At 33.2% G+C, this 15,438-nt stretch carries 11 protein-coding genes; 1 reads left to right on the top strand and 10 read right to left on the bottom strand.

The features are described from left to right. The first annotated feature begins 2,185 nt into the window (after positions 1–2,185). On the top strand, positions 2,186–2,701 hold the full coding sequence (locus tag A3GE_RS0102880; RefSeq protein ID WP_018355774.1) for an Hcp family type VI secretion system effector: 516 nt from the start codon (positions 2,186–2,188) through the stop codon (positions 2,699–2,701). Between the two features lie 134 nt (positions 2,702–2,835). Here the strand turns inward: A3GE_RS0102880 and tssM are convergent, their stop codons facing one another. The 10 genes from tssM to tssE are packed head-to-tail and all read right to left on the bottom strand — an operon-like array spanning position 2,836 to position 15,434. Further along, entirely contained in the window at positions 2,836–6,522 is a 3,687-nt protein-coding gene (gene tssM / locus A3GE_RS0102885) for a type VI secretion system membrane subunit TssM (RefSeq protein WP_018355775.1), read from the bottom strand. Then, positions 6,519–7,973, bottom strand: a complete 1,455-nt coding sequence (locus A3GE_RS0102890) for a TssA family type VI secretion system protein (protein ID WP_026215363.1) — start codon at positions 7,971–7,973, stop codon at positions 6,519–6,521. The genes tssM and A3GE_RS0102890 overlap by 4 nt, the downstream gene beginning before the upstream one ends. A gap of 2 nt (positions 7,974–7,975) precedes the next feature. Next, positions 7,976–8,608, bottom strand: a complete 633-nt coding sequence (locus A3GE_RS0102895; protein WP_018355777.1) for a type VI secretion system-associated protein TagO — start codon at positions 8,606–8,608, stop codon at positions 7,976–7,978. Between the two features lie 32 nt (positions 8,609–8,640). After that, the gene (gene icmH / locus A3GE_RS0102900; protein ID WP_018355778.1) at positions 8,641–9,486 is read right to left on the bottom strand and encodes a type IVB secretion system protein IcmH/DotU; all 846 of its coding nucleotides are present in this window, start codon (positions 9,484–9,486) and stop codon (positions 8,641–8,643) included. Next, positions 9,486–10,832 carry a type VI secretion system baseplate subunit TssK gene (gene tssK, locus A3GE_RS0102905; protein WP_018355779.1) on the bottom strand — a complete coding sequence of 449 codons (1,347 nt, stop codon included), beginning with the start codon at positions 10,830–10,832 and terminating at the stop codon, positions 9,486–9,488. The genes icmH and tssK overlap by 1 nt, the downstream gene beginning before the upstream one ends. Positions 10,833–10,835: 3 nt before the next feature. Next, entirely contained in the window at positions 10,836–11,519 is a 684-nt protein-coding gene (gene tssJ, locus A3GE_RS0102910) for a type VI secretion system lipoprotein TssJ (RefSeq protein ID WP_018355780.1), read from the bottom strand. Between the two features lie 13 nt (positions 11,520–11,532). Then, positions 11,533–12,300 carry an FHA domain-containing protein gene (locus tag A3GE_RS0102915; RefSeq protein ID WP_018355781.1) on the bottom strand — a complete coding sequence of 256 codons (768 nt, stop codon included), beginning with the start codon at positions 12,298–12,300 and terminating at the stop codon, positions 11,533–11,535. Then, entirely contained in the window at positions 12,301–13,299 is a 999-nt protein-coding gene (gene tssG, locus A3GE_RS0102920) for a type VI secretion system baseplate subunit TssG (RefSeq protein WP_018355782.1), read from the bottom strand. Further along, complete coding sequence (tssF, locus tag A3GE_RS0102925; protein WP_018355783.1) at positions 13,263–15,017, bottom strand: type VI secretion system baseplate subunit TssF; 1,755 nt, start codon at positions 15,015–15,017, stop codon at positions 13,263–13,265. Before tssF ends, tssG begins: the two co-directional genes overlap by 37 nt. After that, on the bottom strand, positions 15,018–15,434 hold the full coding sequence (tssE, locus tag A3GE_RS0102930; protein ID WP_018355784.1) for a type VI secretion system baseplate subunit TssE: 417 nt from the start codon (positions 15,432–15,434) through the stop codon (positions 15,018–15,020). It abuts the gene before it with no gap. Positions 15,435–15,438: the final 4 nt, after the last annotated feature.

Here is a 15,438-nt window from a genome sequence, read left to right on the forward strand (position 1 = left end):
TAAGGTTATCCACCTTTGATGGCTATATTCGTGGATTTGTTCGGGCAATATTAGTGGGTATGCTCTGTGTCGGTTCATATTTTGATACCAGTCATGGAATAAAGCCATTTAGTCAGGAAATAAATAATGTTTTAAGAGCTTATCATTGGGCAACCAATCCCGATAAGCTCGCATATCCCCAATATATGGAATATAAAGAGATAGCAGAAGCAAATTATCAAATTAGACTACAAGAAAAAGATCCTTACGCAGCCCCCCCAGCTTTATACGAAGAATATAAAAATGACATTCTTCCCCAACATCCTTGGTCAAAATTATTTTTTAAGATATTTTGGATCCCTTTTGCCATTTTCTTCATATTTTTCCCAAGAATGAACGGTATTCGGGTAAACCGTAAAAAACGCCTGATTTATTGGCAAAGTATTACAAAAACCTTTGAAATTGCCTATGTGCCTGAAAAAGGTAACCCTTTAGCCGGCTTGGTTTATGATAAATTCGGGTTATATGCTTTTGGCGGTGGAAAACGTTTTTCTTTACGTTTTGATATTTTGACCCAAGGGGAAAAAGAACCGGCGCACCATTATGCCGGTGTTTACCCCACCCCAAACGAACAACATAACGACCATATTTTACTTGCCGTTCAAGCCTATTTAACGGAAGAAAACCCCGAATTTCTTCAACATATCGGCAAGCGATTTAAAGTCTTTGGCAGCTATCCGGCAATCACNTTTTGCAANTTCGCCGCCTTGCCTTGCTGTTTTTCCCACAAAAAAGCCCAAATCGCCTTGGATAANGCCCTCGAAAAATGGCAGCAAAAAACCGAAAATCAAAAACAAGGCTGGTTTAATACCATGCACGGCTATCAAAAGCGGGTTAATCGACNACTTGAAGATCAAGAACTGGANAATCAAATTAAAAAACCGGAATGATTTTAACCGCACTTTTAAAGTGCGGTCGTTTTTTAGCAAGTTTTATTTCTCTGTACTCAATACATCAAGAAATTAACATGAGATAAAGAATATGCAAAAACAAGATTATAAAGATTTAGGCTTTTCCATCCGAAAATGCGGAAAAGATGAAATTGAGATAAGGTTATCCACCTTTGATGGCTATATTCGTGGATTTGTTCGGACAATCTTAGTGGGTATGCTCTGTGTTGGTATGTATTTTGATACTAGCCATGGAATAGTGCCATTTAGCAGAGAAATTAATACTATTCAAGAAGATTTCATGTGGGCATTTTCCCCTGATGAACGACTACTATCCGAATATAAAGAACATGTAATGACGACGACTGGTCCTGAGTTTTCAAAAATGTTTCCAAACTACAAAACATTATCTTATTACGAATTTAAAAAAGAGCATATAGATAAAAGAATTTTAGAAAGAATTAGAGCATACTTTCATTTTATTTGGATTCCTTTTGTTATTTTCCTCATCTTTTTCCCAAGGATGAACGGNATTCGGGTAAACCGTAAAAAACGCCTGATTTATTGGCAAAGTATTGGAAAAACCTTTGAAATTGCCTATGTGCCTGAAAAGGGCAANCCCTTAGCCGGCTTGGTTTACGATAAATTCGGTTTATATGCTTTTGGCGGTGGAAAGCGTTTTTCTTTACGTTTTGATATTTTGACTCAAGGGGAAAAAGAACCAGCACACCATTATGCCGGTGTTTACCCCATCCCAAACGAACAACATAACGACCATATTTTACTTGCCGTTCAAGCCTATTTAACGGAAGAAAACCCCGAATTTCTTCAATATATCGGCAAGCGATTTAAAGTCTTTGGCAGCTATCCGGCAATCACCTTTTGCAATTTCGCCGCCTTTTGCCTTGCTGTTTTTCCCACAAAAAAGCCCAAATCGCCTTGGATAATGCCCTCGAAAAATGGCTGCAAAAAACCGAAAATCAAAAACAAGGCTGGTTTAATACCATGCACGGCTATCAAAAGCGGGTTAATCAACAACTTGAAGATCAAGAACTGGACAATCAAATTAAAAAACCGGAATGATTTTAACCGCACTTTAGACTACGATTATTTATACTCTTATTTTTTATTTGATACCTTTAAAAATTTACTTATTTTGATGAAAATTTAATGTTAAAGAGCGTTTAATTTGATATAGTTAGGCTTGTCTATTAAGGACAAAACTGTTTAATCTTTAAAGTCATTAGGAGAATTTTATGCCTACACCAGCATTTATTTCCATTGAAGGTAGTAACCAAGGGAAAATTACAGCAGGCGCATTTACCGAAGATTCTGTCGGTAATGTTTATGTTGAAGGTCATGAAGATCAAATCATGGCACAAGCGATTAGCCATATCGTTACTGTTCCAACCGATCCCCAATCAGGCCAGCCTTCCGGTCAGCGAGTTCACAAAGCGTTTAAATTCACCTGTTCATTAAATAAAGCGGTACCGTTAATGTACAATGCTTTAGCTTCTGGTGAAATGTTACCTAAAGTTGAAGTAACTTGGTATCGTACTTCTATTGATGGTCGCCAAGAAGAATTCTTCTCTACTGTACTAGAAGATGCGGTGATTGTAGATATGAACTTAGTGATGCCAAATGCACAAGACCCAAAAAATGCGCCATATACTCAATTATTAGAAGTAAGTATGAGTTATCGTAAAATTAATTGGGATCACACTATCGCAGGTACATCAGGTTCTGATGACTGGCGTAGACCTCAAGTTTAATGTAACTAAAACGATTAAAAGGCTAAATAGTTGTCTATTTAGCTTTTTTATTTTATGTATAACGAAATGACATCGTAAACAAAGCACTTGATGAAAAAGGGGGAGAATAAAACCTCCCCCAATCAAGTTAGTAATTAGAGTACATTCCTCTCTAAAGAATCTGATTCATCAGGGCTATCTAGCGGCTCTAATAACCCCTTAGGCTCCCTCTCAGGATCAAGCAATTTAGACGGTAATCTAAAACCGCTTAACATATTATTAAAGAAAGGATTTGATCCGTTATCAACCATTAACCGGTAATTAATTGCTCCACCGTTTAATTTAAATGAAAGATCAACCGATTGCCCATTTACTTTTTTCGATGCTATATCAAGAATTCTAAATAAAGACCAATCCCCTATACGACGCAACGTAGATGATTCTCCCGTTGAGGAAATCAGTGTTAAACTTGTTTCTACATCTTGACGTGTTGTATTTGGCCAAATTAATCGGGTCACCGATGGTGCTTCATGGCTATACTTCAATAATTGACCATCAATATTAAAGGTTGAAGCGGTAAACTTACCAGAAAGCCCTAAAGGTCTTAAGCTAAATGAAACACTTAAATTACCGGATGCGTCAAAATAATTTCTTTGAATATCTTGAAGATCCTGAAATGCCGCTAAAAATTCAGAGGAAATTACACTTTCACCATTTACTACCGAAAGTTCCGCATTATCTTCTAAGAAGAATTTTAAATAATCATTATAAAAACGCTGTACTCGCCCATTAGGTCCAAAGAAATCTCTAAAATCCTCCAACGAAATACTCTGCTCAGCTTTACGGTTTAGTGGATAACGGTTTGCAATCCTACTTTGGTAAAAACTATAAACATTGCGATTCCATAATGTATTAATTTCACTTAATGCTGTTTTTAATTCTAATAACCATGCTTCATCGGCTACTCGGTTTAATTGAGTAGATAACGGCTCAGCCATTTCATCTGCCAAACGTTTCAAATCTACTGTTGGATTTGTACGTTCTAAATTCAATTCAGACATTATAGCTTTTAATGCAGTCTGTGATGGTTCTGGTGATTTCTGAATAGTTTGCATATAAAACTTAAGCTCAGATAACTTTTTCATTACATCATCAATATGTGGCTGACTACCACTAGATGCTTTTACCTCATTTGTTAATGGAGCAAAATGATCGCCAATCTGTAAGGATGCTATTTGGTTTTCAGTCGCAACATTCGTATTTTTACTTGTTTTTTCAAGATTAGCATCAGACAATCCCGGATAGATATCACTATTTTTATCAATTAAATTGACCATTTTTTGCAATGGTTTCTCATTACCGGTTAATGCTTCTAGCACATCCACTGCATGGCGAAGATCAACAAAATGTACAATTTCAAGATTATTTAATGCCTCCTGCCAAGAGTTAATATAATCAGCAATATAATGCCCTCGAATTTCCTTAGATAAATTCGCTAACTCCTCTTTTGAGTAATTCGTAGTCTGTTGTTTACCAAGAACCCAAGCATCAATAGCTGCTAATTGTAATAAATCTTGTGTTTTTGGATCATAGAAATCTTTATATGCCCAATCAGTAAACAATGGACTAATTAACGTACCGAACCAACTAATGTTTTTGTCTTTAAAAAACAGTTTAGGATCTTCTATCGTTAAATCAGTTTTAAAAATCGTATTAAACGTTGATCCAATTTCAGATTTAAGATCTGTCGCCGGGTGCAACTCTGTATTAGCCAAAATTTTAAAATTTTGATAAACACGATCTGCCAAAGGCAACTTACTATATTCTTGTTGTTTTTCTGCTATTTTTTTATCAAACATACTTAAATCAGGGTCAACATACGTCATTGCATAAGTAAAGTGAGCCATTAGTTGACGCTGAATATCCGGATTTTTAGGGTAATTTTTTTGTAAATAATTGACCATCCATGATTCCGGAATATTAGCTTTACGATTTGCCATATCATCAATCATGCGATAAACACGTAACAGTTCTAACCCTTCATTACTGTCCTCTGGTAATGCATCCATTTGTTCAATTAATCCCATAGCAATTTCAGGTAGAAAGCGCTCACTTAGGAACTTTTTATAAGCATCACTTACTTTTTCACCGACTTTTTTCCCCTGATATAAACCAAAATCTTCAATGATAGGTAATGCTTTTTCGTAATCACCATAGGCATACGTAGCTTGGCGCAGTACATTTAGTGGTTTTAATAAATTACGTCCGGTAGGATCCATAGATTGACTTATAGTCATTTGACGAAATTCATCTGTCAATTTAATAAGCTTAAGTGAAGCTGTTTTATTTTGATAAAAATAATTTTGCCATGTTGCCAATATGCAAACACCACAAACAATAATACCAATAGTTCCTAAAATAAATTTACGTTTATTCCGACGAACTTCTTTTTTATTGTCACTGACTAAGCCGGCTTCCGGATAAATTATATTTTGGAAGAAGTTATATGTAAAAAATGTTCTTTGAGCCCTTTCTGGTAAGTAACTTGGCACAACATGAGGTAAATCAAACTGCTTAGAAATCGCAGCTTGATAGAAATCTGTCGGCATCCCTTCTTGAAATATCGAAGAAAAATAAACCCCTCTCACATAAGGTGTTGTAGTAAAACGATCACTTTCCAGAACATCACTGATAAACTGTAGTAAAATATTTTGCATTCCACCTAGTTGGCGAGCATACATATAAAGCGATTCACGTTCTTCTTGAGAGATAGTTGTGGCCAACTTATCAAAAATAACCTCTTCTACTTCTTTAACGAAAGAAGAATAACTATCAGCAAACTCCTTTGTCCAATTATCAACTTGGGCATCCGTATTTAATGTAAAGGAAAAACCAAGATTTTGGTGGCGTTCTTCTTGCTTTAAATTCCCATAAAAAGTCTCAAAACCTTCAATAAGATCAGATTTATTTAAAACAACATACACAGGTATGCGGGCACCAAATTGTTCTGTGATCTCTCTAATTCTATTACGTAATATTACTGCTAAGGCTTGTCTATCACTATGATTTGATGCAATGAGATTTGGAAGCTCAACAACTAAAATAATCCCATTTATTGGACGTTGAGGACGAATATCACTAACCCAATCAAGTAAATTCATCCATAATCCTTTTGCTATTTTTCCATCAGGATCTTGCTCTGAACTCAATTGTTGAGTCATTCCTCCCTCAGGCTCAAGCAAAATAGCATCATCACTTGCCCACCAATCAACTTGATACATAGAATTTGCACGCATATAACGTTTGGAGGTTCTTTCAGCTTCTGTCAACGTAAATTTTTGATTAGAGCGATTAATAAAACTGGTTTTCCCTGATTGAGGAGAGCCTATAACCATATACCAAGGCAATTGATATATATAATCTCTATTAGATAAACGTCCTTTTAATGATTCAACCATTATTTCAAGGTTATCATCTTGTCCTTTTATATAAGGAAGGATAGTATCCTTCTCTTCTTGCTCTTTCTCCAGCTGATTTTTTTCTTTATATAAACGAATATTCTTTAACTGAAGTTTTAAAATAGCAATAATAGCTAGGGTCAACAAAACACCCGTTGTTGCAATAATTCTACTTCCTACCCCTATTTGCTTTGCAAATTCGTAGTCCCAGCCATTCTCATTTGTTATACCAGAAAAACTCCATGATGTCCCATAAGTCCAGATGCCAACAAAAAGAATGATCAATCCCAATACAAAAAGTACAGGAAATGAATTTTTGAGATGTGAAAAAATTGGATTTATAAATTGGCGAAAAAGACCAAGTATTTGCTTAAAGTAATTCATTCATTATCCTTTAGTAATTTATCTTTTAATCGTTCTAAACGAGTAAAGAAAATGCTATCCCATTCTTCTACTACGCACTTTTTAGAACTACTAATCAGCTCTAATAGCTCATTTATCGCAATTGTTCGCATACCTTCTTTCAAGAAGAAACGTATTTTTTCAAATTGTAAATAGGAGCGAGAACGAATATCACCAGCTGATTTCAATTGTTCATCAATTAGTTTTAATACCGCCACAAACCCATCAGATGAATAACACTCATCGAAGTTATTTATTAAATCATTAACAGATGGCACTTGAGTTGATGAATTTGTTATAGGCTCATCACTTAACCAATTTAATACAACATCATTAAGAAAAGGTTCACCATTTTGAAATTTTGCAAAATGAAACATTGAAAATTTATCAACAAATTGCTTTGTCACATTCTTAATTGCCTCAGCTGCCCCCCCAAAATTCAAGGCTGAACAACATTTTGCAGATAAATAGCTCCCCTCAATCCAATACGGACTTGTTGTAACAGTTTTTTCAATACGTTCTAACAGCGCTATACTAGGCGAAGAAACAACTTGCTCTCTATAATCAATTACCTTCTCTAGCGGAACTGATTGCATCATAGTATTCCCTAGGGAATTCATTTCAGGTAATTGCACAATACCATGCCATAGCCCAAAACGACGGCTGATGTAACCTAATGCAGACGATGAATCAATTGAACAAGTTGTATCAGCTACCTGAAAGTAAAACTGCTTTAATTGCCTTACGTTATTCATATCTGTTGATGCCACCTCAGGAAAGTTTAAGGTATTGGACACCATATTATTTTGCTCTAAGGAAGCAATATTATCTACTTGAACATTATGCAAATATTGCTCTAAATTCGTTTCATTTATAGATACTTTTTCTCTTGCATCTACTCGATCTTTAACAAAACGAAGTAGTCGATTCAGAACAGGCTCCGCATTAGAAATATATTCAGCTAGTTGAGAAATTAATTCCTGAATGACCCCAACAATACGTTCCCCTTCTAAAGATGAAAATCTTTCATCCAAATTATTGCTGGTCGCACTTTCAACTCGTTCCAATATAAGACCTACTGATTTCTCTTTGAAACGGTTAATCATTTTATTTTCTGAAGGTTTAGGGTACGCAATAAAAAAATATTTTTTATTAAATGCAGAAAATAAAAGCAAAAAATCTTCAAAACTAGATTTAAAATTCTTTTGCAATAAAGCGTATCCTAAATATTGCAATACTTTATAATCTTTACAGGTATAAGATAAATACTGTTCTGTACGATTAATTAGTATATCCCAATTAATACTATCATGTTGTAATGAACCGAACTTCATCACCTGCTCATCAATAGCAGAAAATATCTCTCCCTCTTCATCAGGAATACCTACAGGGGTTTCATCATTAATATCGTTTAAAATATTCTGATATTTCATGCTTACCACCCACATTCTTTTCTGATTGACGCAACCCTAGATGCTAATCCATTATTTTTAAAAATAAAGCTTTTATTTTCTTGAGGAAGTGTTACTGTGAATGAGTCAATGTATAAAATTGATTTTAATTGTTGGATTGCATACAGTCCTCGCCCAGAGTCTAACATATATCCTCGTTCAGCACTTTGCCAGTCAATTTTAGATACAATTTTATTTGTATCATTATTTGCTATATGAACATTTAGCATATTTTGGTTAATCGGTTGATCTAAAGCTAACTGAAACCGCGTGATATTATCCTTGCAAGTAATATAAATTGCTGCACGCTCATCATTGCTAGATAAGGCAACTTCCAGATTATTCTCTTGGGAATCATTCGTATCATTTTTTGCTAATATAAAAATGTCGCTAACTAACCGAGGAATGATATTAGCAATAAGTCTATCATCAAGAATTTGTGTCCCTACCGGTGTATTAAAAACCTTATCAAAACAAGCAAGACGGCTTATATTTGATTTTATCAATGTACATTGTTCAGCTTTAACCGTTTCATTTTTTGATAAAACACCCAAAGACATTATTGATAAAAAAATAAATAAAATTGATTTATATATAAAAGAAAAATCGCACTTCATGAGCCACCTCAAGTCAATTCCCCAATAACATTTTACATAGAATTCATAATGTCATTAACATTACTAATAATACTCGTTGAATACGAATCTAAAAACATACTATACAAGAAATAGATAAACACAAAAACTAACAGTGAGCCCCATACAAAATGCTTTAATAAAAGCGGTTTTTTTACCGAATAATCAGTCTTATATAAATTTATTTTTTGATTTCGCTGATAATCATAACCTCTCAGTGGTCTTAATGTTTTTTGTAATTTTAGCAATATATTTTGTATATTTTCTTGTCCATGATGACCCAAGGCATATTGACCTTTAAACCCTAACGCAAGACAAATATACATAAATTCTAATAATTCACGGTATTTTTCTGGCTCTAACATTGTTCTAGACAAAATAGAATAGAACTTTTCCCCTCCCCAAGTTTCATTATGAAAATGAGCTAGTAAAGAACGCTGTCCCCAAATAGACGAACTTCCCCATGGAGTTGCCATAACCATCTCATCAATAAAAGTACATAAACAATACCTGAACGATAATTGAAATGCGCTATCATAATTAAGCTCTTTTACTTTTTCGCTTAGAGCAACAATTTCATTCTTCATTCTAGAATATAACTCAGTGATATCATCTAAATGGGATAGCTTTCTTAAACGAAGCGCTGTAGCCAGTAAAGGATTCGCCAGTTCAACTAAGGAATTATAAGAACCGGATTGCAACTGGAAATCATAATCAATATCAAAATCAACATTTCCAACTTGTTCGTATAGCAATTCTGTTTTTTCATTGATAACTGGAATATTATTTCTAATAAAGACCTTCTCTGAGGGAACATCTAATGAAGGATTATATGTATTTAATAATTCTCTATTACTCATTATGCTAACTCTCCACGAATAGCCCAAAGCTCAATCTCTAATCCCGGATAATCTCCTGTTATATGAAAGCCAAAACCAGACGATCGTATTAAATTCTCCCAATATGGTGAGGTTTTATCCAACTGGAAGTACATAAAACCAGAATGATAAGGTAAATATCTAGGTGCTACAGGTAATGCATGAACAGGTACTCCCGGTAATTGTAAATGAACTAATTGATTAATTTGTTCAATACTTGAAATTTTAGTTTGTTGAACAAATTGATTTTTCAATAACTCCGGTTGTAAATGTGCTTTAATTGCAATGATGAATTCAGCCGTAGAATAAAGTAATGGATCATTTACTTGAGCTGTATAAATCCCATACTGATGAGCAACAATAGGCAATGGAATAACCTTAGCATTCGTTACAACACTTAAATAGGATTTAATATCACTAAATAATGGATTAAGGGATTGAGCCGGATTATCATGTAAATAATCGTAAAATGTTTCAGAAAAACGCTCTTTTAATACAAATGTAGCAAGCTCACTACGTAAAGAGGCTAGAAATTCATAAACACTTAAAGGATGACTCTTACCTAGTTTCACTATATTTTTAATGATAGGTAGCACTCTATTTAATGTTAAGAGCATTAAAAAGTCATTAACATCTGCCACTCCAGACTGTTCGGGACGACCTATTCTATTCACAATATTTTGTGCTCGTAACCCAATCAAATCAGATAATTCTGATAATTTCCTAGCAAAAAGCGGCATTGCACTAATATGCAATGACATCGGATAAAAATCTTCATCTAGTACAACTTGATGCTCTAAAGAAATATCCTTGATTTTGGCAATCGGCAAAGATACGTAATTACTAAGATCATCTAATGATGACTTAAAAAAATATTGATTTTTTAGCAGTTCAATTTGAGCATAGTTTCCATTTTCGCTATGTATATCCTTTATTTCTGTGAAAATAATCTCACTTTTAGAATCAAGCATATCCGAATTATTTGCCAAACACTTAACTTCACTTTCCCCTATAGCAACTAGAGGCAAACAAAGATAGATTGTTTCACCAATTAAACTACTAGAAATTGTTATCGGGGAAGGAAGACTATCAGTTAAAGGTAAATCAAAGAGGGTTCCATCCGGCATGACTCCCTTACACTGAGTTAATGCAAACTTACCATAAGTAAGCTGCTGTTGATCGAGAATGAGACTTCCAAAACCTAAATTATAAGCAGAGATATCTATAATTTGTTTTAATTGACTTGTCAAAAAACGACTCTCTTGCTGAAAATGCTGAGGCCTAATAAATAATCCTTCTTTCCATAAAACGCGATTCGATAAAGACATGGGCTAATTATCCTTATAAATTTCAACTTTTGAATCTAACACCCGAATTAATAAAGGGTAGCTTTCCCCACCTTTTGGTTTAACTTGAACAATTCCTTTCCATTTTCTATTTTCATATCCATTATAAAGTGCAACAACACCAATATAGTGCGTTTTCTCATTTAAGTCCTCAGGATCAATGAATCTAAATTGGCTAGGAGCAATAATTAAATCAATGTTAGAAATGTAAGTTTTACCTAATGAATCAGAAAAATCATTACCTCTAAAATCATCATAAGTGCTACTTAAAAACAAAGATTTATCAGTTAACTGAAATACTTTCAACATAACAGGAGTTGCACGAGGATCTGCTTTACCTTTTTCTTGCTCAATAATTTGCTTATCTGTATTAGAACTATTAGCTGTGATATTTTTTCTGTATTCATCAATTGTAATAGGACGTTTTAATTTCCCCTTGGTATCATAAAACTCATCAGAGTACTCCATTTCAACTTCATCACTAACAGCAGTGACTGAATCATCTTTTGGAGAATAAACATTAATATTTGCTCGGTCTGTGGCATAAATAGAAAGAGAATAGGTTGAGGGTTTAATCAAGCGAGGGTTTACGCTAGGTTCGTTAGACAAAGAGCAGCCCATCATAACTAATGATGTCACAGTAAGTAGAAATAAAGATTTTAGTTTCATAAGATTTCCTTAGTTATTTAATAAAAAATAGAGGATCTAATATAACATCCTCCTGCTTCATATCACTTTTCTGAAGGGATGGCACTTCTTTTGACAATGGTATTTCACTTCTAAGATTCGAACTATCAACTTGAAACTCATCAAATGACATATTAACTTCAGAAGGCACATAATACTCTGTTCCTGTTTCAACGTGTGGATTAAAAAATTTATAACCTACACGAGTCACTTGATGAGTATCACTAATGAGTTTCACATCAACATCATTTTTCTTTAATGCTGATAATGGATCCAAATTGTGACCATTAGGCCTTAAGGTTAATAACCCATCATTTCCGTCTATCCTATTCATAAAGGTATCATCATTATATTTATCATTTAAATTGAGTACCGTTTTATCTGTGGCTTTATTTACTAAATAGGATAACTCATCTTGTAACGTTACAACTTCAGATTCATTAATAAAAATCTTAGCTCTGATCTTATAATTGAACAAAGAAATAAGATCATTATCATTCAACTTAATTATACTGCCTTGAGGAAGAAACCTAGTTGAATTATTTATAAAAATATGCTCAGAGTGAGCAATCAAACAAAAACTGGCATTATAGTATTTTATTTCAAATTCAATATCTGAAATTTCATTTTTTAGATTATTTATCTTCCATCTCGCTATTACTCCAGAACCAATAGAACCGCCTGACAAATCAAAATAGCAATATGGCAATGTCCCCCGTTCAAGCATAAAGGAGTCAGTTACCATTAATAAAAGTTTGTTCACTTAGATGCCTCCTTCTATGAGAACATTACTCAAATTATAGGTTTCTTCCCCACTAAAATTCATCAATGTCGTCCAACCTAAAAGACTTGAGTTTTCATCTCCAAGAACAAATGTTGACTGTGTCCCAGGATATAATCCTAATGAAATATCGTAAGGTAATGGATCCTTCAATAGAAAGTAAACTAATTCTCTAAGATGCATGTATTTTGATGTATTAGGTAAAAACTGATAAAACTCATCAGGAGATAAATTATTAATATTTATTCTAAACTTATTTGAATATGATTCAATTTTATCACCTAAAATAAAATCGCCACTTAATGCCATATTCCTCATTCCAAGCTGATTTTTTTGATCATTTTCAATCTCAACCAATTGACGAACATGCTCATTAACATGAACATCATCTAACTCAAAATAAGTTTTTATTATATTTTCGATTACCTCAGGAGTTCTCACTCCAGAATGGATCATTCCAATATGATAGAAAATTTTCTTCCAATTAAGCAAAGAGATATCTAGAAAGTCCCTAGATACCCCAATCAAACTTAACATATCACGAGAGTAATCATCGGAAAAATCACTCTTAAATTTAATGTAATGCTTATATTTTCGCCAAATCTGATGAAAAATCCCAATTAAGTGATGGTTAAAAAAATCTAGATACCTTGTCTGAGTTAATTCATTTTCATAAAACTCTTTAGCTATCTCATCTAATATACTACCGGGTAAAGGACCAGAGGAGCCTTGTAATCCCAGAAAGTTGACTAAAAATTGAAATTTTCTTTTATCATCCTCTTCAATAATTAATAAATTTTCAATATCTCCAATTGGGAAATTAATATTAGGATTACTAAAAAACTGAAATATAGACTCTTTAATTAAAATATTTTCTAAATTATCCAATTCAACAGAAGATAAGTCCGCCATAGCTTCTACAAGCTGATGAAATCCAAACTTTTTTAAATCACTCGTTGAAGAGATGTTTTTTGTTCCCATCTAAATATCTCATTATTATTTGTATTCACAATTTCTAACATATGAAAGGAGTTTATCGTTCCATATAATCGAAAGAACTCAGCTAAAATAGCCCCAAATAAAAACAGCTCCCCCTCACATAAGAAATTATTACTATCTACTCTTAATTGAGACTTCTGTCCTCTGTATACAATACCTTTAATAACTTTATCAATAGGTCGAGTATGAATTGACTCTATGCCTGATAACCTTTTTTCAGTTCTTCTCATTGCTTGAACATCATAAATCCCCGAAAAATCATAGATTGATAAGATTTCTTTTAATACATCCAAATCCGTTAAAGATAAATAATTCAATGAAAGGTTAGAAACCAACTTCCAATGTAATGTATCATCCAAACTTGCTCTAACTGTTTTTACCGGTAAAGTAATATTCTTAAAATCAATATAAGAAGGTGTATTTTGAGAAGGAATACAAATATCTCCAATCCCCAAGAGCTCTGGTAAATTATGATTCGTACAATCTAACTCTAATGATATTATTTCTCTAGAATTATCCAGCAACTTATTCATACTAGAAACAAAAGAAATATAATGTTCATATCTAGTTTCTTCAATATTATCTCTAATAACTGATTTATAATATCCTTTATTATTTATTGATGAGTTATGCACAAATGATTCAAATCTGGGATAATTATATGTCTTATTAGAAGAAAACTCTTTAGATACAATTGAAGTTAATACATTTTTAATATCAAACACCTCAAAATGATCGCTATTAAAACCTGCAGGAATAACAGGATATAAATCCTTTACTCCATCAAAATTTATTGGTATTGCATCATGTTCAAATAAATTAATTATTGGTACACAATAAAGAGAAAAATCAAACTTTGTTAATTTAAGATCCCTAGGTAAAGCACGATTGAATTCAAATACAATTTTAAAATTCTTCTTACTAAGCGTATTTAAATACAAATGTAGTTGTTTCAGCTTAAAGAAATAGAATTTTTTAGGAAAAAAGAAAAATTCCTGAATTAGCCTATACCCTTCAAATGTATTATCTGGATATGGAATAAGTGATTCACTTTTATCAAATCCCACCGAACTTATGCTATCAAGAGGTAAACTAATAATTTTATCTTCAGTTTTCACATAAATCTTCGTTAAGTAATTAAAAAACCACTGATAAGTCGTCAATGCACTATAATCACTACCCGATAAATAAAAGGATAACTCATCGCATTGTAATGATGAAAAATCTCCATCCGATATATTTTCTAATTCTAATTCAATTATTGTTGATTCAGTTCCAGATGTACTCGTTACACTATTTAGAACGAGCGGATAAACTGATACATCCATTGTTGTCTGGAACTGACACGTAGTACCATCAACTGGTTTTGAAGAAACAAATGTGCCTTTGGGGATAACATGCTTTGTACTAATAGCTCTTTCTTTGGGCTGAAAATTTAAAATCGCACAACTGGGTAAAGGGCGAAGATAATTTGGCCAAAGAAGCTGAATCATTGACTGAGTTATCTCTGGTAAATTATCTTTTAATTTTTCTTTTAAACGAGCTGTCAAAAATGCAAAAGATTCAATTATTCTTTCAGCTTCCGGATCAACAATCTCATCTGATAAAAAGCGAGATAAATGTGGATAAATCTTTGAGAAATGCTGACCATCCTTTTTCAAAAAATCTAACTCAGCTCTAAAAAACTCTTTCAAAGACATCTATACAACCCTGAATTTTTTATTTGAACTATCTAGAATTATATTCAGCTCTGTTAGCTCACTCTTCTGTTTTAATAATACAATGCAAGTAACACGAAAATTAAGCTGGAGCACATCATACATATCGGGAGTATACTCAATTCTAGTCACTCGAATTCTAGGTTCATATCGTTCTAAGCTTGAACGAATATCCGAAATTATTGCTTGGCTTAAACTGCTTGCCGTCGCAGTAGCATCATTAAAATCCTTTAAACCAAAATCGGGTGCACACAATGTACACCCTTCCTTTGAATTCAATATTAATTCTATGTTCTTTTTTATCGAACGGATCAAATCGCTTACAGTCTCGGCTTCTGTCTTTCTCTTAATCACATCAGCATCTTGCGATATAGTTTTAATCCTGTCCCAAAATCCCATAAAA

The organism is Rodentibacter pneumotropicus DSM 21403 (assembly GCF_000379905.1).
GTDB classification, from domain to species: domain Bacteria; phylum Pseudomonadota; class Gammaproteobacteria; order Enterobacterales; family Pasteurellaceae; genus Rodentibacter; species Rodentibacter pneumotropicus.

What these genes read in the sequence shown, in the direction of transcription:
- A3GE_RS0102880 (WP_018355774.1), top strand. Translation starts at nt 2,186, where the DNA reads ATGCCTACACCAGCATTTATTTCCATTGAAGGTAGTAACCAAGGGAAA.
- A3GE_RS0102890 (WP_026215363.1), bottom strand. Translation starts at nt 7,973, where the DNA reads ATGAAATATCAGAATATTTTAAACGATATTAATGATGAAACCCCTGTA.
- tssM (WP_018355775.1), bottom strand. Translation starts at nt 6,522, where the DNA reads ATGAATTACTTTAAGCAAATACTTGGTCTTTTTCGCCAATTTATAAAT.
- tssF (WP_018355783.1), bottom strand. Translation starts at nt 15,017, where the DNA reads ATGTCTTTGAAAGAGTTTTTTAGAGCTGAGTTAGATTTTTTGAAAAAG.
- tssG (WP_018355782.1), bottom strand. Translation starts at nt 13,299, where the DNA reads ATGGGAACAAAAAACATCTCTTCAACGAGTGATTTAAAAAAGTTTGGA.
- A3GE_RS0102895 (WP_018355777.1), bottom strand. Translation starts at nt 8,608, where the DNA reads ATGAAGTGCGATTTTTCTTTTATATATAAATCAATTTTATTTATTTTT.
- icmH (WP_018355778.1), bottom strand. Translation starts at nt 9,486, where the DNA reads ATGAGTAATAGAGAATTATTAAATACATATAATCCTTCATTAGATGTT.
- tssE (WP_018355784.1), bottom strand. Translation starts at nt 15,434, where the DNA reads ATGGGATTTTGGGACAGGATTAAAACTATATCGCAAGATGCTGATGTG.
- tssJ (WP_018355780.1), bottom strand. Translation starts at nt 11,519, where the DNA reads ATGAAACTAAAATCTTTATTTCTACTTACTGTGACATCATTAGTTATG.
- tssK (WP_018355779.1), bottom strand. Translation starts at nt 10,832, where the DNA reads ATGTCTTTATCGAATCGCGTTTTATGGAAAGAAGGATTATTTATTAGG.